13 protein-coding genes are annotated in these 20020 nt (G+C 71.7%); 8 read left to right on the top strand and 5 right to left on the bottom strand.

Annotation, left to right across the window (positions count from 1 at the left end):
- Positions 1-129: 129 nt before the first annotated feature.
- Entirely contained in the window at positions 130-3066 is a 2937-nt protein-coding gene (locus FVS66_RS22140; RefSeq protein WP_149182922.1) for an FAD-binding and (Fe-S)-binding domain-containing protein, read from the bottom strand.
- Positions 3067-3106: 40 nt separating this feature from the next.
- A complete protein-coding gene (locus tag FVS66_RS22135) occupies positions 3107-3556 on the bottom strand; it encodes a MarR family transcriptional regulator (protein WP_149182921.1) in 450 nt (149 codons plus the stop codon).
- A gap of 124 nt (positions 3557-3680) precedes the next feature.
- Between FVS66_RS22135 and FVS66_RS22130 the strand changes: the two genes are divergently transcribed.
- Positions 3681-5570, top strand: coding sequence for an ABC transporter ATP-binding protein (locus FVS66_RS22130; protein ID WP_149182920.1), 1890 nt, complete (start codon positions 3681-3683; stop codon positions 5568-5570).
- A 261-nt stretch (positions 5571-5831) separates the two neighbouring features.
- Complete coding sequence (mltG, locus tag FVS66_RS22125) at positions 5832-6692, top strand: endolytic transglycosylase MltG (RefSeq protein WP_149182919.1); 861 nt, start codon at positions 5832-5834, stop codon at positions 6690-6692.
- A 51-nt stretch (positions 6693-6743) separates the two neighbouring features.
- Here mltG and FVS66_RS22120 read toward each other — a convergent pair whose 3' ends face one another.
- A complete protein-coding gene (locus FVS66_RS22120) occupies positions 6744-7880 on the bottom strand; it encodes an NAD(P)/FAD-dependent oxidoreductase (protein ID WP_262387135.1) in 1137 nt (378 codons plus the stop codon).
- Between the two features lie 63 nt (positions 7881-7943).
- On the opposite strand from FVS66_RS22120, the gene FVS66_RS22115 reads away from it, so the two are divergent.
- Positions 7944-8366 (top strand): YjbQ family protein, encoded by a 423-nt coding sequence (locus FVS66_RS22115; RefSeq protein ID WP_149182917.1) that lies wholly within the window; start codon positions 7944-7946, stop codon positions 8364-8366.
- Positions 8367-8466: 100 nt separating this feature from the next.
- Here FVS66_RS22115 and FVS66_RS22110 read toward each other — a convergent pair whose 3' ends face one another.
- Positions 8467-9681, bottom strand: a complete 1215-nt coding sequence (locus FVS66_RS22110; protein WP_262387134.1) for a PucR family transcriptional regulator — start codon at positions 9679-9681, stop codon at positions 8467-8469.
- A 56-nt stretch (positions 9682-9737) separates the two neighbouring features.
- Entirely contained in the window at positions 9738-9920 is a 183-nt protein-coding gene (locus tag FVS66_RS22105; RefSeq protein WP_149182916.1) for a hypothetical protein, read from the bottom strand.
- Between the two features lie 240 nt (positions 9921-10160).
- On the opposite strand from FVS66_RS22105, the gene FVS66_RS22100 reads away from it, so the two are divergent.
- From FVS66_RS22100 to FVS66_RS22075, 5 genes are all read left to right on the top strand, one after another.
- Positions 10161-11120 carry a DUF3068 domain-containing protein gene (locus FVS66_RS22100; protein ID WP_149183018.1) on the top strand — a complete coding sequence of 320 codons (960 nt, stop codon included), beginning with the start codon at positions 10161-10163 and terminating at the stop codon, positions 11118-11120.
- 291 nt (positions 11121-11411) lie between these two features.
- On the top strand, positions 11412-12626 hold the full coding sequence (locus FVS66_RS22095; protein WP_149182915.1) for a glycosyltransferase family 4 protein: 1215 nt from the start codon (positions 11412-11414) through the stop codon (positions 12624-12626).
- 6 nt (positions 12627-12632) lie between these two features.
- Entirely contained in the window at positions 12633-13382 is a 750-nt protein-coding gene (locus FVS66_RS22090) for a class I SAM-dependent methyltransferase (protein ID WP_149182914.1), read from the top strand.
- Between the two features lie 22 nt (positions 13383-13404).
- The gene (locus FVS66_RS22085) at positions 13405-17673 is read left to right on the top strand and encodes an alpha-(1->3)-arabinofuranosyltransferase family protein (protein ID WP_149182913.1); all 4269 of its coding nucleotides are present in this window, start codon (positions 13405-13407) and stop codon (positions 17671-17673) included.
- Between the two features lie 1583 nt (positions 17674-19256).
- Positions 19257-20018: a class I SAM-dependent methyltransferase gene (locus tag FVS66_RS22075; protein WP_149183017.1), complete on the top strand. Its 762-nt coding sequence runs from the start codon at positions 19257-19259 to the stop codon at positions 20016-20018.
- The last annotated feature ends 2 nt before the right edge of the window (positions 20019-20020 follow it).

Genomic DNA, 20020 nt, shown 5'->3' with positions numbered 1-20020 from the left:
GCCCCAGACCTCTGGCACCCGGAAGAAGGCGCGCGGAACGAAGACGTGCAAGGTTCGCGCCACGGCCCAGGTGGGGGCAAACGGTTTTCCGCACCGAGCCACACAGAACTCGCCGACATCTCCCGCCGATTACGCGCGCGTGGCGCGCTCCAGCTCCAGCAGCACCGAGCAGTAGCGGCGGCCCGTCGCATGCTGCATGCCGATCTCGCACATGCGGTTCGCGGACAGATGCGCGTCGAAGGTACGGGCCCGCACCTCGGCGGCCTCGCGGGCCGTCGCCGACTCGGTCAGCTCGCGGTGCAGCATGCCCCGGTCCCCCGCGAAGGCGCAGCAGCCCGCGTCCTCGGGCACGACCACCTCGTCCGCGCAGACGGCGGCGAGCGCGGCCAGCCGGCCGTCGACGCCCAGATGGCGCATCGAGCAGGTCGGGTGGACGACGGCGGAGCGCACCGTGCGTCGTGTTGCCAGGTGGGGGAGGAGGTGGTCGGCGGCCCACACGAGGGAGTCGAGCACGGTCAGCTCGCCGTGCAGCTCCCTGGTCTGTCCGTCGAGGTACGGCACGATCTCGCGGCCGAGCCCCAGGGCGCAGGAAGAGGCGTCCACGACGAGCGGCAGCCGGCCTCCGCCGGTCCACCCCCAGGCGGCCTCGACGACCCGCCGAGCCATCACGGCGGCGCCCTCCTCGTACCCCTTGGACGTCCAGATCGTGGCGCAGCACGTGCCCCGTACGTCGCCGGGGATCCACACCGGCCGCCCCGCGCGCGCCGACAGGTCGACGACCGCCCGGGGGAGAGACGGGCCCCGGTGGCCGAGCGGCTCGCCGAAGATCCGGTTCACACATGCCGGGTAGTACACGGCGGCCGCCCCGGCCCGTTCCGTACAGGGCAGTTCGGCGGCTGCCGCGCCCGGGATCTCCGGCAGCCACTCCGGGACGAGGTCGGGGCGCACGGTCCGCAGCGCCCCCGTCACGGCGTGCGGCAGCCGGGTGCCCGCGATGCGCCCGGCCAGCTCCGCGGCGGCCACCGCGTGCCTGGCCGCCCGCTCCACCACTGTGAAGCTCCGTGCGGCCAGCGCCGCCGCCCGCTCCTCGCGCGGCGAGTGCCGCAGATGGCGGAGCCGCTTCATCAGCGCGCCCGTGTCGATGCCCACCGGGCAGGCCGTCCGGCAGGACCCCTCGACCGCGCACGTGTCCACCGCGTCGTACCCGTACGCGGCGGCCAGCGCGCCCTCGACCCTCGAGCCGTGGGCCTGCCGGGCCATCTCCCGGCGCAGCACGATCCGCTGACGGGGCGTGGTCGTCAGGTCCCGGCTGGGGCAGGCCGGTTCGCAGAAGCCGCACTCGATGCACGCGTCGACGAGCGGCCCCACCGCCGGGACGGACTTAAGGCCGCGCAGATGCGCGCGCGGGTCGCGGTCCAGCACGATGCGCGGGGCCAGCACGCCGTCCGGGTCGATGGCCTGTTTCGTACGCCACATCAGATCCGTGGCCCTCGGACCCCACTCCAGCTCCAGGAACGGGGCGATGTTGCGGCCCGTCGCGTGCTCCGCCTTGAGGGAGCCGTCGAACCGCTCGACCGTCATCCGGCAGAAGTCGTCCATGAACGCCGCGTACCGGTCCACGTCGTCCGGGTCGGCGGGGTCGAAGGCCAGCAGGAAGTGGAGGTTGCCATGAGCGGCGTGACCGGCGACCGCGGCGTCGAAGCCGTGCCGGGCCTGAAGCTCCAACAGGGCCGCGCAGGCGTCGGCGAGCCGTGAGGGCGGCACCGCGAAGTCCTCCGTGATCAGCGTCGTACCGGGGGTGCGGGAGCCGCCCACGGCGGTGACGAACGCCTTGCGTGCCTGCCAGTACCGGCCGATCGTCCCCGGGTCGCGGGTGAAGGTGTTGGTCACCGAGGGGACGGGCGCGATCAGCCGCAGCGAGTCGAGGACCTCCATCGCCGCCCACTCGTGCGCCTCCAGGGCGGCCTCGTCCGGCGCGCGGAACTCGACGAGCAGCGCCGCGCACGCCCGGGGCAGCTCCGCCCAGTCGGCGGGCACACCGGGCACGCTCACGGAGGCCCGCAGGGTGTTGCCGTCCATCAGCTCGACGGCGAGCGCTCCCGCCTCGTTGAACCGGGGAACGGCGGCGGCGGCCGCCGCCGCCGACGGGAAGAGCAACAGCGCCGTCGACACCGCGCGGTCCAGCGGCAGCGTGTCGAGTACCACCTCGGCGATGAAGCCGAAGGTGCCCTGGGAGCCGACCATCAGGCCGCGCAGGATCTCCACGGGTGTCCCGCCGTCGAGGAAGGCGTCCAGCCGGTAGCCGTTGGTGTTCTTGATCTGGTACTTGGCGCGGATACGAGCCCTCAGCTCCGGGTCCGCCTCGATCTCCGCCTTCAGGCCGAGGAGCGCCTCGCACAACTTGGGCTCCGCGCGGGCCAGTTCCTCGTCGGCGTCCGGGTCGCCCGTGTCGACGACTGTGCCGGTCGGCAGGACGACGGTGAGCGACGCGACGGTCCGGTATGCGTTGCGCGTGGTCCCGGCCGTCATACCGGACGCGTTGTTGGCGACGACCCCGCCGACCGTGCAGGCCACGGCGCTCGCGGGGTCGGGTCCGAGGACCCGGCCGTACCGGGCGAGCGCGGCGTTCACCCGGGCGACCGTCGTGCCGGGCCGTACGCGGACGCGGGCACCGCCGTCGAGGACCTCGACGCCCTCCCAGTGGCGCCGCACGTCCACCAGGATGTCCTCGCCCTGCGCCTGCCCGTTCAGGCTCGTACCGGCCGCCCGGAAGACCAGCTCCCGGCCCTTGCCGTGCGCGAACGACAGGATCGCGGAGACGTCGTCGATGTCCTCCGCGACCAGCACGACCTGCGGCACGAAGCGGTACGGGCTGGCGTCCGAGGCGTACCGCACCAGGTCGGAGACACGCCACAGCACCTTGTCGGGACCGAGCACCGCGGTCAGCTCCTCGCGCATCCCCGAGGGCGTGCCGTGCGCCATCAGGTCGGCCAGCCGGTCGGGGGACGGGGACCGCCCGGTGTCGCCCGGGCGGAGGGGGTCCGGCTTCGGCTCCAGCAGCGGCATGTCACATCCCCTCGACGGTGCACGCATGGCGCACGGCGGCTCAGCAGCGCCGCTCCGGCACCCCGTCGACCAGAGCGGACAGCAGCCCGCCGAGCACCTCGCGCTGCTCGGCGTCCAGTGGAGCAAGGATGTCCTCTGCGGCGGCCCTGCGTGCGCTCCGCAGCTGCCTCAGCGTGGCGCGCCCCTCGTCGGTGAGCTCGATACGGACGACGCGGCGGTTGGCCGGGTCGGGGGCGCGGCGCACCCGGCCGCTCGCCTCCAGCCCGTCGACCAGGCTGGTCACCGCCCGGGGCACGACCTCCAGCCGCTCGGCGAGGTCGGCCATGCGCGGCGGCCGTTCGTAGTGCGCGACGGTCCGCAGGAGACGCGACTGGGCGGGCGTGATGCTGATGTCCGCGGCCTCCAGCTGCCGCTTCTGGCTGCGGTGGAGGCGGCGGGTCAGCCGCAGCAGCTGCTCGGCCAGCAGGCCGTCGGCGTCGGAAGCGTTCATAATCCGAAGAGTATCAGGACCTTGCTCATTGTGAATACAGGTAACAATGAGCTAGGCTCGCAATCCAGTGTCGCGCCCGGCGCCGTCGCCGCGGGGCGCGCGATCGACCGGCCCGAAGGAGCCCATGCGTATCCACGCCGAGTCCACCTGGACGCCGCCACCCCCGGACCCGGACCAGCCGCCGGCCCAGATCCGGCGCATCCTCCGGCTCTTCCGCCCCTACCGCGGCCGGCTGGCCTTCGTCGGTCTGCTCGTCGGTGCCTCGTCGCTGGTCGGGGTCGCGTCGCCGTTCCTGCTGCGCGAGATCCTCGACACCGCCATCCCGCAGGGCCGCACCGGGCTGCTCAGCCTGCTCGCCCTCGGCATGATCCTCACCGCGGTGGTGACCAGCGTCTTCGGTGTCCTGCAGACGCTGATCTCCACCACGGTCGGGCAGCGCGTCATGCATGACCTGCGCACCGCGGTGTACTCCCAGCTGCAGCGCATGCCGCTCGCCTTCTTCACCCGGACGCGCACCGGCGAGGTGCAGTCGCGCATCGCCAACGACATCGGCGGTATGCAGGCCACGGTCACCTCGACGGCGACGTCCCTGGTCTCCAACCTCACCGCCGTCGTCGCCACCGTCGTCGCGATGCTGGCGCTGGACTGGCGGCTCACGCTCGTCTCGCTCGTCCTGCTGCCGGTCTTCGTCTGGATCAGCCGCCGGGTCGGCCGCGAGCGCAAGACGATCACCACGCAGCGGCAGAAGCAGATGGCCGCCATGGCCGCGACCGTCACCGAGTCGCTCTCCGTCAGCGGCATCCTCCTGGGCCGCACCATGGGCCGCAGCGACTCGCTGACCCGGTCCTTCGCCACCGAGTCCGAGCGCCTCGTCGACCTCGAGGTCCGCTCCTCCATGGCCGGGCGGTGGCGGATGGCGTCCGTCTCCATCGTCATGGCCGCGATGCCCGCGCTGCTCTACTGGGCGGCCGGCTTCGCTCTCCAGGCCGGCGGAGCCGCCATCTCCATCGGCACTCTCGTCGCGTTCGTCTCGCTCCAGCAGGGTCTGTTCCGCCCCGCCGTCAGCCTGCTCTCCACCGGTGTGCAGATCCAGACCTCGCTCGCCCTCTTCCAGCGGATCTTCGAGTATCTCGACCTGCCGGTCGACATCACCGAGCCCGAGCGGCCGGTGCGCCTGGAGGAGATCCGCGGCGAGGTCCGCTTCGAGAACGTCGACTTCCACTACGACAGGGACGACGAGAAGAGCGGCCCCACGCTCGACGGCATCGACATCGCCGTGCCGGCGGGCAGCAGGCTCGCCGTGGTCGGCGCCACCGGCTCCGGCAAGTCCACCCTCAGCTATCTGGTGCCCCGGCTGTACGACGTCACCGGCGGCCGCGTCACCCTCGACGGTGTCGACGTACGCGACCTCGACTTCGACAGCCTCGCCAGGGGTGTCGGTGTCGTCTCCCAGGAGACCTACCTGTTCCACGCGTCGGTCGCCGACAACCTCCGCTTCGCCCGGCCCGATGCCACCGACGCCGAGATCGAGGCGGCCGCCAGGGCCGCGCAGATCCACGACCACATCGCCGCACTGCCCGACGGGTACGACACCCTGGTCGGCGAGCGCGGCTATCGGTTCTCCGGCGGCGAGAAGCAGCGCCTCGCCATCGCCCGGACCATCCTGCGCGACCCGCCCGTGCTCATCCTGGACGAGGCGACCAGCGCCCTCGACACCCGCACCGAACTCGCCGTTCAACAGGCCATCGACGCACTGTCGGCCGGGCGGACCACCATCACCATCGCGCACCGGCTCTCCACCATCAGGGACGCCGACCAGATCGTCGTGCTCGACGCGGGCCGCATAGTCGAGCGGGGCAGCCACGCCGAGCTGCTCGCCCGGGGCGGTCGCTACACCGCGCTGGTGCAGGGTGATGTCCGCATGGACACGGAAGCGCCGCCGCTCCCGTGGGACGGGGGAGCGACGGCGCCGCGTCGAACGAGCGTCAGACCAGCCAGCCCACAAAGTGGATGACACCGGCGAGCAGGTCGGTGATGAGGTTCATGCGGTGGAATCTCCTTGTGCTTCGTGCATGTGCGGGACGGCGCAATCGCGGTCTGCAGCCCGTTGCTTGCGCACCGTAAGCATCATGCGCCGCACGCCGGTTGAGCAATGGATTCCGTTACGACCACACGTTCTGACGAACATCCGATCCCGCGTTCGCGTGTTCCTGTGATGCGTGTCGATAAGTCGGATATGTCAGATTTTCGGCGTTTGGCGGGTTAGCGTGCCCGCATGAGGTACGAGTTCCAGAGGAAGTCCCTGCGCGGGCGGCGATGGCCACGACTGACCCTCCGCGGCCGGCTGGCCCTGATCACCGGCGTGCTCGCCCTCGTCGCGGCCGGCGTCCTGGTGCCGCTGCTCCTCGTCGAGGAGCCCCCCGTGGAGAAGCCGCGGAAGCCGACCAGGACCCTGCTCATCCCGGAGGGCTGGCGCGCCGACCAGGTGTACGCAGCTGTGGACAAGGCCCTCCGTATGCCGTCCGGCACCACGCGCGCCGCGACCGCGACCGCCGGACTCGACCTGCCGGCCGTCGCCCGGGGCAACCCCGAGGGGTTCCTGTTCCCCGCCACGTACCCCATCGACGACACGACGACCCCGAAGAGTCTGCTGCGCTACATGGTCACCACCGCCACGGAGCGGTTCGGGAAGGACCGGATCACCCAGGGCGCCCAGCGCAACAGCCTCAGCCTCTACGAGACGGTGACCATCGCCAGCATCGTCCAGGCCGAGGCCGACACCGAGCAGGACATGGGGAAGGTCGCCCGGGTCGTCCACAACCGGGTCGCCCTCGGTATGCCCCTCCAGATGGACTCGACCCTCAACTACGCGCTCGGCCGCTCCTCGCTCGACACCTCGCACTCCGACACCCGGATCGACAGCCCGTACAACACCTACGCACGTACGGGTCTGCCCCCGACGCCCATCGACAACCCGGGCGAGCAGGCCATGCACGCGGCGATCGACCCGCCGCCCGGCGACTGGCTGTACTTCGTGACCGTGGAGCCCGGCGACACCCGTTTCACCGCCGACTACGACGAACACCTCATGAACGTCGACGAGTTCAACGAGAACCGCAGAAGCGCGACCCCCTGACACGGCGACGGCCATGGCCTCGGACGACCGCGGCCCGGGACGACCACGGCCTCAGACGACGGCAGGCTCCGACTCATGCTCCAGCAGACGTCTGATGTCCCGCACGGCAGCCCGCCCGGCCCGGTTCGCCCCGATGGTCGAAGCCGACGGGCCGTAGCCGACGAGGTGAACGCGCTCGTCCCGCACGGCGCGGGTACCGTCCAGCGCGATCCCACCGCCCGGCTCGCGCAGCCTCAGCGGCGCCAGATGGTCGACGGCCGCCCGGAACCCGGTCGCCCAGAGGATCACGTCCGCCTCCACGGTCCGTCCTCCCTCAAGGTCTCGGCCTCGCCCGGCAGGGCCGGCTCCCCGGTCCCAGGCGACACCGGTCGGCGTGATCCGGTCGAACATCGGCAGCCGGTCCAGGATGCCGCGCTCCCGGGCGTCCTGGATCGCGGCGGTCACCGGCAGCCCGGTCACGCTCACCACGCTGCGCGGCGGCAGCCCCCGCCGTACGCGTTCCTCCACCAGGGCGACCGCCGCCCGCCCCTCGGCCTCTCCGAACGGCCCCTCGCGGTACACCGGCTCGCGCCGTGTCACCCACGTGGTCTCCGCCGCCACTTCGGCGATCTCCATCAGGTGCTGCGTTCCGGAGGCCCCGCCGCCCACCACGACCACCCTCAGCCCGGCGAACGCCTCGGGCCCCGGATAGTCAGCCGTGTGCAGCTGCCGCCCCCGGAACGTCTCCTGCCCCGGATAGCGCGGCCAGAACGGACGGTCCCAGGTCCCCGTGGCGTTGATCAGCGCCCGCGCCGCGTACCCGCCCTCCGACGTCTCCACGCACAGCCGGCCGCCCTCGCCGTCCCGCACCGCCGTGACGCGGACCGGCCGGCGCACCCGCAGCGCGAACCCCTCCTCGTACCGGGCGAAGTACGCGCCGATCACCTCGGCCGACGGACGGCCCGGGTCGGCCCCGGTCAGCTCCATGCCGGGCAGCGCGTGCATGCCGTGCACCTTGCCGTACGTAAGTGAGGGCCACCGGAACTGCCACGCGCCGCCCGGCCGCGGCGCGTGGTCCAGGACGACGAAGTCCCGGCCCGGCTCGTAACCGACGCGCCGCAGGTGGTACGCGGCGGACAGCCCCGCCTGGCCGGCACCCACGACGACCACGTCCACGTCCCGTACACGCCGCACCTCGAATTCGTTCACGGTTCTACCAACTCCGCGGGTGCGGTGGATCTTCCCGGGCCGCCCAGCGGGCACCATGGAGGCATGAGCGACGCATTCACCACCCGTACGCTGCACATCACCACCGGGAACCGCGAAGTCGTCCACGACCTGACCGAGGCGTGCGCCTCCTTCCTGGGCGAGGTGGCGGCGGGCCGGGACGGCCTGCTGAACGTCTTCGCCCCGCACGCCACGACCGGCGTGGCCCTCCTCGAGACCGGATCCGGCAGCGACGCCGACCTGCTGGCCGCCCTGCACACACTCCTCCCCGCCGACGACCGGTGGCAGCACCGCCACGGCAGCCCCGGCCACGGCCGCGACCACGTCCTGCCCGCCCTCGTCCCGCCCCACGCGACGCTCCCCGTCGTCGGCGGGCGGCTGGCGCTCGGCACCTGGCAGTCGGTATGCCTGGTCGACACCAACAAGGACAACCCGGAACGCCAGGTCCGGCTGAGTTTCCTGAGCTGACCGAGATCCCCTGGGGCCGGCCGTCCTTTCGCCTCACGCTGCGGCGCCCCGACGCTGCCAGGCGCGGGGCGTCGGGCGTGCCGTCAGCGTCGCCACAGGGTCAGCCGGACGGTGGGGCGAGATCTCCGCGCAGCCGCCGGGTGCGAAGCACCAGCTCCAGTTCGAAGCGGCGGTCCGGGTCGTCCAGGTCCTCGCCCCACAACTCACGGAGCTGTTTCAGCCGGTAGCGCACGGTCTGCGGATGGACTCCGAGCCGGGCGGCCACCTCCGGGGCGCCACCCCGCGTCTCCAGCCAGGCCAGCAGGGTCTCGGCGAGACGGTGGGCGTGCGCCGGGCCGACGGACCGGTCCAGCTGCGCCAGCCGCCGCCGCGCCAGATCGTCGATCAACTCCCCTGCCGGCAGCAGTACCAGGGCTTCGACGTGCTCGCCGCAGTGCAGGAGCCGCCCTCGCGGCAGCAGGCCCTGCTCGATCATCCCGACGGCGGCCTCCGCCCAGCGCAGCGACGTGACGGCCTCCGCAAGGGGAACCGACGGGCCGATCGCGCCGGACCAACCGGCCACCGCCCGGTGCAGCAACTCCGCGCGTCCGGGAGCGTCCAGGTCCGGCACGACCAGGCGCGGCTGCTCGCCCTCCATGTCGAGCAACACCTCGTCGCCCACGGCAGGGGCGACAGCCTCCAGGGCAGGGCGAAGCAGCACGGCCACCGCCACCTTTTCGGGAAGTTGCCAGCCCGCGTCGGCCGCGCGGTCGGCGAGGAAGACGGACGGATCCGTGCGGTGCTCGGTGAGCAGTAGATCGACGAGAAGTCGTTGCAGGCGCAGCCGCTCCCCGGCGTGGCGGGCGACGGCCTCGGCGTAGCCGCGTACCGACTGGGCCACCATGACGTCGAGGTACTCGAAGGCGGACTCGGCGAGTTCGTACATGGCCGAGGGCGGGATGTCGACCTGCTGGCCGATCTCCGCCATGCGCCGCCAGGAAAGGCGCACGCCCAGCCGGTAGATCCCCTGCAAGGAGTCCAGGCTGCGCCCGTGCGTGACCTCGCCGCGCCCGAAGTCCTGGAACATCTCGGGAAGGGCGCGAGGCCGGTCCGACCCCGTGGTCATCTGCTCCACGAAGAGTTCCAGCGCGTGCCGGATCGCCACCAGGGCCTTCGGCTCTCCGGACTCGTCAGGGATGAACGTCAGACCCGGATATTCCCGTCGGATCGCGGCGAGGATGTCCTCTGCCAGCTCGGGGACCTGCTCCAGGGCGCGGTCGGCGAACCGCTGAATCCGCTCTCGTGGCACGTCGTGCCACGCTGACGACGCTCCCACAGCCCGCTCCTGGATGTCCGTCCGGCCGCTCGGTCTGTTGGCCTGCACTTTCCAACCTAGCCCGCGCCGGGGCCCGGCGTGCTGGGCGTCCCGTCGGCGGGTGGGTCGGGGAACGTGACGAGCGGCACATTCTGCTGCTCGGGGGTTGTGTCGAGAGCGGCGACGATTCCGAATGCGGCGCCTGCGGCCAGAACGGCGGAGGCGACGCAGGTCAGGAAGGCGGCGAGCAGTCTGGGCATGAGGATGATCGGCCTCTCAGTCGATGAGGTCTGTCACCCAGCGCGCCGGCCCGGTCCGGCGCGGTCAGTATGCGAGCGCATTGACAGGTGGTCAAGCTCCGCCTAATTTCGCCGTTCACAGGCACTGTTACTCCCGGGTAAGCCACTCCTCGCCCCGGACGCTGAAATCCGTGCGTGCGAACCCTTCCCGCACAGCCCATGAACCACCCCCGCATATCGCGCCCGTATCGGAGTACCCGCATGCGCCGTTCAACATCACTTTTGTCCCTGATTCTGCTGGGTGCCGGAGTATTTCTGCTGGTGCTCACCCAGCTGCTCGTCTGGTACGTGGAGCCGCGTGCAAAGCGCACACCGACCGATGTGAACTCCACGACGGTCTTCACCGGGCAGGGCAGCTACTTCGACACCGAGTCCGTCTCCACGGTGGGCGACCAGACGATAACGATCACTCGCCGGGTGCTGGGTGACGTAGCCGGCGGCGAGCGCAGCGGAAACGCGATCTGGGACGTGTCGACACAGATCGACACGCCGAAGACGCTGCCGCTGGCCGACCCGCGGAAATCCCTGCAGTGGACCACCGAACGCTGGGTGACCGACCGCCGGACGAACCTGCCGGTGCGCTGCTGCGAGGAGAAGCCCGAGTTCGAGGGCGAGGCCTACCTGAAGTTCCCGTTCGACGTCGAGAAGCGCACCTACGCCTGGTGGGACAGCACCCTGGGTGCCACAGTGCCGCTGAAGTTCGAGGGGACCACCAGGATCGACGGGCATGAGGGCTACCGCTTCGTCGGCACCGTCGAGGCCACCGCGATCGGCACCCGTCAGGTGCCCGGCGCACTGGTGGGCAGTTCGGGGCCGGGCCAGGTGCTGGCCGAGGAGTGGTACTCCAACGCGGGGATCGAGCTGACTGTGGACCGGCGCACGGGTCGGATCATGAATGCGATGATCGCGCCGACGAAGACGCTGCGGGCCCCGGGTTCGCAGAAGGATTCGGTCACCCTGCTGTCCAGCAAGCGGCTGGAGTTCACCGAGGCGACCCGGCGCGAGCAGGTGAAGCTTGCCTCCGAAGACAGCAGTCGGCTGAAGCTGCTCGGCGAGACCGCGCCGCTCTGGGGCGGGATCGCGGGCGGTCTGCTCGCCGCCGCCGCCGGCGCTGTGCTGGTGATCCGCGGCCGTCGACAGCCGGAACACTCAGAAGAGTGATGAAAACGGGTTGTCGAATAGCCCGAACTTGTCACCGATGAGCGTAGCCGGAACGAGTCGCTTGAACGAACACTGACGTTACCCCTGAGTAAGCCCAGTGTTCCCGGTTTGAGTCGGCTCCCATCCCAGGAGTCCGCAGCCGCCCCGGCGCTGACAGATCAACCGCACATCCAGGTCCGGTACCGCAGTACCCGCAGTATCCGCACACCGAGCCAGCCCAGCGCTTCATCCCCGGAAGCCCGGCAATCCCTCACCCGCCTGCCCCCGCAGCCGCCGAGTTGGAGCACCTCTATGCCCCAGCGCGCCTCCGCTCTGACCCCCAGTCAGAAGGACTCCGTTTCCGTCCCCGCCCAAGCCTGCACCGGCAGCCGAGTCACCGACTCGCCCGCCACTGACCCGCACATCGCATCCGCCCTGGCACATCTGCCGCGCCGGATCACCTTCCTCGCCCGTCGTGACCTGGGCAACCAGGCCGCCGGCGGCTCGGAACTGCTCATCGACCGGATAGCCGACGGTCTGACCGCCGGCGGCCACGAGGTCACGCTCGTGTGCGGCGGCCCGGCCGCCGAACGCCACTACCGGGTGGTCTCGGCAGGAAGTGACGCAGGTCACTTCCTGCGCGCCAAGGCGACCTTCGCCCGCGAGGTCGGCGACTGCGACCTGCTGGTCGAAGTGTGCAACGGCATGCCGTACCTGGCGCCGCTGTGGCATCGCGGACCAACGTTGTGCCTGGTCAACCATGTGCACACTGATCTTTGGCAGATGCGTTACCCGGGCCCGGCGGCCCGGCTCGGCCGCAGGCTGGAGCACTGGGCGCTGGCAGGCACCCACCGCGACAACCTGATGGTGGCCGTCTCCGAGTCGACTGCCTCCGAGCTGCGCGGCATCGGCGTGGCCGCGGACCGCATCCGGATCGTCAACAACGGTGTCGAGGACCCCGGCCCGCTGCTGCCCGAGGCGAAGGAACCGCTGTTCCTGGCCGTCGGTCGGCTGGTGGAGTACAAGCGAATCGACCTGCTCCTACGGCTGTGGGAGCGGGTCCGCCCCGTCACCGGCGGCCGTCTCGTCATCGTGGGCGACGGCCCCGAACGGGAGCGGCTGGAAGCCATGGCCGGCCCCGCTGTGACGTTCGCCGGCCGGGTGTCGGAGGCCGAGAAGCACCGGCTGATGTGCGAGGCGTGGCTGCTGTTGCACCCCTCCCTCGTCGAGGGTTGGGGGCTGGTCGTGACCGAGGCAGCCGCGCGGGCCACCCCGGCGATCGGTTTCGACATACCTGGCCTGTGCGACTCCGTCGAGGACGGAGAGACCGGGGTGCTGGCCCGGGGCGAGAGTTCGTTCGCCGCCGCGTGGTGCGCCCTGTCCCTCAGTGCCGACCGGCGCGCAGTCATGGGGCGTGCCGCCGCGCATCGCGCCCAGCGCTTCCGCTGGAGCGTGACGGTCCGTCAGTTCCAGGCGGTCGCCGCCGAGGCCGCGGCGCTCGCCGGCGCCCCGAGACGCGGCAGATGAGGGGCCATGCCTGAGATCACCGAACGCGCCTTCAAGGATCCGTCGCTGAAGCGATCGGCCGCTCTCTTCCGGGCGTTCATGCGCGAACAGAGCGATCCCGAGCGGTGCTACACCCTGCTGGCCCGTGACTCGGTCGCACAAGTGGCACGTCACATCGACCTGCCCGGCAAGATCGTCGTCGACATCGGCGGCGGCAGCGGCCACTTCACCGAGGAGTTCCGCCGCCGTGGCGCGCAGAGCTACCTCTTCGAGCCCGACCCGCGGGAGCTGAGCGCCCGTGGCACGGTCACCGAGGACGCGGTGCTCGCCGACGGCTATCTGCTGCCGCTCGCCGACGGTGCGGCTGACGTGTGCTTCTCGTCCAATGTGCTGGAGCACGTGTCGGACCCGCAGACATTCATCAGCGAGATGGTGCGGGTCACCCGCCCCGGCGGACTGATCTACCTGTCGTTCACCAACTGGCTCTCTCCCTGGGGAGGTCACGAGAGCGCGCCGTGGCACTACCTCGGGGCCGACCGGGCCCGCGCACGCTACGAACGGCGCACCGGCCGCGAGGCCAAGCACACCGTCGGCGAGAACCTGTTCCCCGTCCACATCGGTCCCACCCTGCGGCACGTCCGTGGCCGCGACGACGTGCGGGTCGTCACGGCGCGGTCCCGTTACTGGCCGTTCCTCGCGAGCATGATCACCCGGGTGCCGGGGCTCCGCGAGATCGCCACCTGGAATCTGCTGCTGATTCTCAGGCGAAGCCCATGAGCAAGCGAAGCGAGGAACGGTCATGACCACTACGGTCCAGGCGCCCACCCGGGCGCCGCAGCCCGGCCCGACGCCGTCCGGGGCGTCCGAGGCCCCGCGCGGACGACGCCTGCTGTTCGGCTTCTGGGCCGTCGTGCTGGTGTCCTTCCTCGCGGTGTCCCCGGGGAAGATGACGTTCGAGACCAAACTCGGCGTCGCGCTCGATCCCCAGCGCTTCCTCGGCGACCTCGGTTCGCTGTGGAACGGCAACGTGGGCCTTGGCGGTATAGCCAACCAGTACATCGGCTACGCCTTCCCGGCGCTCCCTTACTACCTGTTCATGGACTTCCTGCAGGTGCCGGTATGGCTGGCCGAGCGGCTCTGGCTGTCGATCATCGTGACCGTCGCCTTCTGGGGCGCGCTCAGGCTCGCCGAACGGCTGCGCGTGGGTACACCCGCGACCCGGCTGCTCGGGGCGGTGGTGTACGCGCTGTGGCCCACCTTCACGATCGTCATCGGATCGACCTCCGCCGCCGCGCTCCCCGGTGCCCTGCTGCCCTGGGTGCTGCTGCCGTTGACCTCCGCGGCGCTGAGCCCGCGGATGGCTGCGGCACGTTCGGCCCTGCTGATCCCGTTCATGGGTGGGGTGAACGCCGCCTCGACGCTGGCCGCGCTGCTGCCCGTGGGTCTGTTCCTGCTCAGCCGCCCGCCCGGCCGGCGCCGGCGCGCGCTGCTGGGCTGGTGGATACCGGGCGTCGCGCTGGCCACCGTGTGGTGGGTGGTGCCGCTGCTCCTGCTCGGCATCTACGGCGAGAACTTCATGCCGTATGTCGAGCAGGCCGACACCACCACGGCCACCATGTCCGCGACCGAGCTGCTGCGCGGCGCCGGCAACTGGGTGGCCTATCTGAACTTCGGTGAGGCATGGCTGCCGGCCGGCTGGGCCGTCGCGACCTCCGTCATCACCATCCTCGGTTCGGCGTTCGCCGCGGCGCTGGGGCTGGCAGGCCTCGCCCGCCGGGACCTGCCGGAGCGCCGCTGGCTGCTGCTGACCGTCCTGGCCGTCGTCCTGATCGCGCTCGCCGGGTACGGCGGCGCCTTCGGCGGTCCGTTCCACGGTGTCGTCCAGGACTGGTTGGACGGGGCGCTGAAGCCGTTCCGTAACATCTACAAGTTCCAGCCGGGACTGGCCCTCGCGCTCGCTCTCGGACTGGCCCACCTGACGGCCGTTCTGTCCGTGAGCAGGAGTCCTCGCGCACTTCCCGGTCGCCGCTGGGCGCCTGCGGCCGTGGCGGTGCTGGTACTGCCCGGTCTGGCGCTGCCGTACGTCAACGGCTCGATCCTGCAGCCCGGGGCGTTCACCAAACTGCCCACCCACTGGGAGAAGGCCGCCGGCTGGCTCAAGGACAACGCCCCGAAGAGCCGGGCACTGGTCGTACCGGCGACGGCGCACGGCATCTACACCTGGGGTTCCCCCATCGACCAGCCGTTCGACGTGCTGGCCGAAACACCCTGGGCGCAGCGTGACTTCGTCCCCTTCGGTACGCCCGGCTCACGTCGTGTGACGGACGCCGTCGAGCAGGCCCTGCTGTCCGGCACCGAGGTTCCGGGCCTTCAGGCGTACCTGGCCCGGGCCGGCATGCACGAGGTGGTCGTCCGTAACGACCTCGACCCCGACCAGATCGGATATGTCCCGCCGCAGACGGTGAAGCGGACCCTGGAGTCGTCCGGCTACCGCAAGGTCGCCGCGTTCGGCCCGCTGGTGACCGGCGGGCGCATCGCCCCCGACACCCCGCTACAGGTCCAGGGGCTCTATCCGCGGCTCCGGGCCGTGGAGATCTATCAGCCGCAGGACCGCGACACGCGGCCCGACAGGGTCGGTGTGTCGGCCGTGGCCGACACGGCCGTGGTCAGTGGCGGACCCGAGGCGCTGCTCCAGCTGTCCGCCGATCCCTCGATGACCGACCGGCCGGCCGTACTGGCCGGGGACAGACTTCCCAAGGGCGTCATCGCACCGGTGAAGGCGGTCGCGGACGGGCTGCGGCGAGCCGACACCCGGTTCGGCCTGGTCAACAACAACACCTCGTACACGTACACCGCGGACGAGCGCAATCACTCCGGCAGCCTGCAGAACCCGGGCGAGAAGCCCAAACAGATCCTGCCGTCGGAGGGCACCGATCATCAGACGACGGCGGTGCTGCGTGGCGCTGAGTCCGTGACGGCTTCCAGCAGTGGCAACTGGCTGTTCCACCTGCCGCAGTACGACCCGGCGAACGCCTTCGACGGCAACCCGGACACCGCTTGGGCCGAGGGCAGCCCGGGCAAGCCGGTCGGACAGTGGCTCAGAGTGGACTTCTCCCGGCCGACCGACATCCCTGCCTCCATCCAGCTGACGCCCCTGCCGGGCGACGGCATGCGCGCGGCGCCCACGCGGGTGCGGATCGAGACCGACCGCGGTTCGGCCGAAAGCCCGCTGCGGACGAACGGCCTGCCGCAGACCGTAAGGGCGCCCTCCGGCGAGGCCTCCTGGATGAAGATCGGCATCGTTGCCGCGCAACAGGCGCGGCCGGGCCTGTCCGGGGCCGGCTTCTCCGAGGTGTCGATCCCGGATGTGCAGGTGACGCGCATGCTGGTGCTGCCTGCAGACGCGGAGCGCACCGACGCGGCGGCGAGCGTGTACTCCCTGCACCGCGGCACCGACGCGGGCGGCTTGTCGCCGGTATCGGCCGAGGTGGGACTGCACCGGCGGTTCAGCACCCGGGAAACGGGCGAGTACAAGGTGTCGGCGCGAGCCGTCGCCGTCCCCGGCGGGCCGTTGGACGAACTGCTCGACCGTTCGGCTCCCGGATCGAAGAACCGGGTGACGGCCTCCGTGGACTCCACCAGCCGCAACGGCATGTCACTCAGCGCCCGCAACCTGGTCGACGGCGATCTGACGACCGCCTGGATCGCGGGCGACCGGCCGGTCGTCCACCTGAGCTGGCCCAAGAAGGAGAAGATCGACGAGATCATCCTCGCTCCGGCGGGTGGGGTGTCCACCCGACCGGAGCAGGTGATGATCAGCTCCCCGCACGGCGCCGCGACGGCTGACGTGGACGAGAACGGGCGGGTCCGCTTCCCGGAGATCGAGACGAACCGGCTTGACATCGTCATCAGCAGGGTCGCCCCGCTCACCGTCCACAATCCGGTGGCGGACGCGCAGTTGCAGCTGCCGGTCGGGCTGAGTGAGGTGCATGTTCCCGCACTGGCCGATCTGCGGGTGCCGCGTCCGAAGCCGTCCGCGCGCTTCTCGCTGCCGTGCGGTGAGGGCCCGGACCTTGCTGTGGGCGGTGTCCTGCACAAGACGGAAGCCTCCGGATTCGTCCGGGACCTCACCGAGCGGCTTCCCGTCACCGTCGCACTCTGCGCAGGTGAGGAGAAGGACGGCACCCTGGAACTTCCGCCCGGCGATCACGAGGTGGAGGCGGGTGACGCGGGCCCGCTGGCGATTACCGACGTCACGCTGACCCGGGGTACTCCGCAGGAGATGGCGGGAGCAGCGGGTCGCGAGGCCACCGTCACCAAGTGGACCGACGACAGCCGGACCGTCTCGGTGTCGGCCGGCTCCGGCGAGGCCACGTACCTGCAGACCTACGAGAACGCCAACGACGGCTGGAAGGCCACTTTGGACGGCACGGAGCTGGAGTCGGTGCGTCTCGACGGCTGGCAGCAGGCCTGGCTGATCCCGGCGGGGGCGTCCGGCACGGTGAACCTGGAGTTCGAGCCCTCCGGGCCGTACCGGGCAGCCTTGATCGGCGGTGCGCTCGCGCTCGTCGCGCTCGGCGCCCTCGCCTTCGTGGGCCGCAGGCGCAACGTCGGCGGAACCGACGAGCAGCTGCCCGAGCCGGCGGCCCCGGGGATGGTGCTCGGGACGCTGGCGCTGACCGCGGTCGTCGCGGTGGCGGCGGGTCCGCTGGCCCTGGTGGTGCCCGTACTCGCCGTGACGGCGCGGTTCCGGCCGGCCGTTCTGGTGCCGACCGCGGCGGCGACGATGGCCGGAGCCGGCATAGTCGCGGCCGTCGGAGCCGGGGAGCCGGTCGCCGTCGGGCAAGGCGCGTTCAGCGGCTTCGCGCAGGTACTGGCACTGGTGGCCCTGTCTGCCGCCCTGGTGACGGCGGTGAGCCCGGCTTCCGCGGCCGCCGGGCGCGAATACGACGACGGTCCCGACGAGCCCGAAGCCGGACCGGTGGCGACGGCCCGGCAGGGAGGCACCGACGACGGGGACCTGCCCGAGCCGCCCCGCCGGCAGCCGGGAGGCGGTGGCCCCGCGTGATCTCGCCGTGGACCACCGCCGGGCGGGGGACCGCAACCCCTCCCGGCGGGGTCCGGATTCCCTTCCCGACCATCGATGAGGTGTCGCGGCACTGCCTCAGTGACGACGAACCGGAGACCGTACACGTTGAGGTCCATCTGCCCGGACGGCTGGACCCGGCACGGCTGCGGACCGCGTTCCGGCGGGCGCTGCTGACCCATCCGAGAGTGCTGATGCGGGAAGTGCCCGGCCGCCGGCACCGGCAGTTCTTCGCGTGGGAGCTGACCGGCGAACCGGACAGCGACCCGGTGAGCTTCGCGGGGCGGGGCCCCGGCGCGTTGGCGCAGGCCAGGGCCCGGGCCCTGACGCAATGCCCGTCGCTCACCCTGTCGCCGCCGATGCGCCTGGAAGTCGTCGAGGTCCACGGGGAGACGGCCGCCGGTGAGCCGTCGGTGGGCGGTGGGCCTTCGCAGACCCGGACCGTGCTGCTGCTGACGATGCATCACACGGCGCTTGACGCCCCCTCGGGGCTGAGGGTGCTCGCCACGACCGCCGAACAGTACGCCGACGTGGCCGCTCTCCCGGTCCCCGGGCCGGTACGGCCGGGCCGCTCGGGTCCGGCCCCGAGCGCGACCGGCGGCACCGGCCGTGCGGTATGCGCGCGGCCCGTACGGGTCGCGCCGGACTCCCGCCCCGAGCCGGTGCGCGCCGGTGCCGTGGGCAACGGCATGCTGCAAATGGAACTGCCTGTTCCGCGGCGTGCGGCGCGGACCGGAGGCCCCCATCCCTGGACCGTCAACGACCAGCTGCTGGTCGCCACTTCACTGATGGTGGGCCGCTGGAACGTCTCGCAGGGGCGGCCGGCCGGGCCGGTGCGGATCACGATGCCCGTCGACGACCGCCCGCGCGGCAGGGAGATGCCGATGGGGAACGGAACCCGGCTCGTCGAAGTGGCCATGACCTCCGAGGACCCGCGCGACACCGAACTGCTGCTCGGTGAGCGGCCGGACGTGGCAGCCGTGGTCCGGTTGCTGCGCACCACCGCTGGGCGAACCCGCGAGCTCAAGTCCTCCCACGGTGCGCCACTGGGGCTTGGGGCGAGCCTGTTGACCGCACTGCCGCTGCCGGTCGGGGTCCGGGGCGCGCTCACCCGTGGCGCGCGGCGGGCGGCGGCGCCCTGCACGTCGACGGCGCTGGTCACCAACATCGGACGCGTGCCGTACGCCCTGGACTTCGGCGACGCCGGCCGGGCGACAGCCGTGTGGTTCTCCGCTCCGGCGCGGATGCCGCGCGGGCTGAGCGTGGCGGCGGCTTCCACCGGCGGGCGACTGCATGTGACGCTGCGCTGGTCGAGGGCGCTGCTCGGTGACGCGGCGGGCGCGCACTTGGCCGACTTGTTCGATCAGTCTTTTTCGACGACGTCGGTGGTCACCCTGTCCCGGTCGAACGCTGAGGATCTCAGGCCGGAAGCCGACGCTCCGGAAGGCCGGCGGGCTGTAGGGCCGCGACGCACCGCATCCGGACCCGACACCGGGTGGAGCCCGCTCCGCCGGGGAGAACCACAAGAGGCCATCATGACCCCCTCACCCACCGGCCCCGCCGCCATGACATCGCCCGAGGCACCGGTGTCTTCGCCGACGACGCCCCTCCCCGGGCTGCGCGATTTCTACGAGAACCACACCGTTCCCGTCGCCTCCGGGCGTGCCCGGACATTGCGCCAGGCCAGGATGCTGGCCGATGCGCTCGGGCCCGTGGGGCCCGGCCGCCCGGCCGCGACCGTGCTCGACGTGGGCTGCGGGGACGGCTCGGCGGGCGCGACCGCCGCCCGCGTACTGGACGGGCACCGCATCGTGGGGATCGACTGGTCGCAGGACGCGCTGCGCCGGGCGGCGTCGCGCCTGAGCCAGGTCGTCCGCGGCGAGCTGACCGGCAGTGGGCTGCCCTTCGCCTCCGGCAGCGCCGACGCCGTGCTGTTCAGCGAGGTCGTCGAGCACCTCGTCGACCCCGACAGTGCCCTCGAAGAACTGCACCGGGTGCTGCGCCCCGGGGGGCATCTGATGCTCTCCACGCCGAACCTCGCCGCCTGGTACAACCGCGGGCTCCTGCTCGCCGGAGTCCAGCCGGTGTTCTCGGAGGTGAGTCTGCGCCGCATCCACGGCAGGCCGGGCAGCGAGGTGGCGGGCCATCTGCGGCTGTACACGGTGCGCGCGCTGCGCGAGTTCGTGGCGGCGTCAGGGTTCGAGGTGGTGACGGTCGCCGGTGCGCCGTTCCACGGAGTGCCGCGCCCGCTCCGACCGCTGGACCGCCTGGCCTGTGGGCTGCCGTCCCTCGCCTCCATCATCCTCGTGCATGCGAGAAAGGTGTAGCC

The sequence above is a fragment of the Streptomyces sp. TRM49041 genome (assembly GCF_008271805.1).
In the GTDB taxonomy this organism is placed as follows: Bacteria; Actinomycetota; Actinomycetes; order Streptomycetales; family Streptomycetaceae; genus Streptomyces.
The sequence above is the reverse complement of the archived record's forward strand: the minus strand, read 5'-3'. Positions and strand labels throughout refer to the sequence as shown.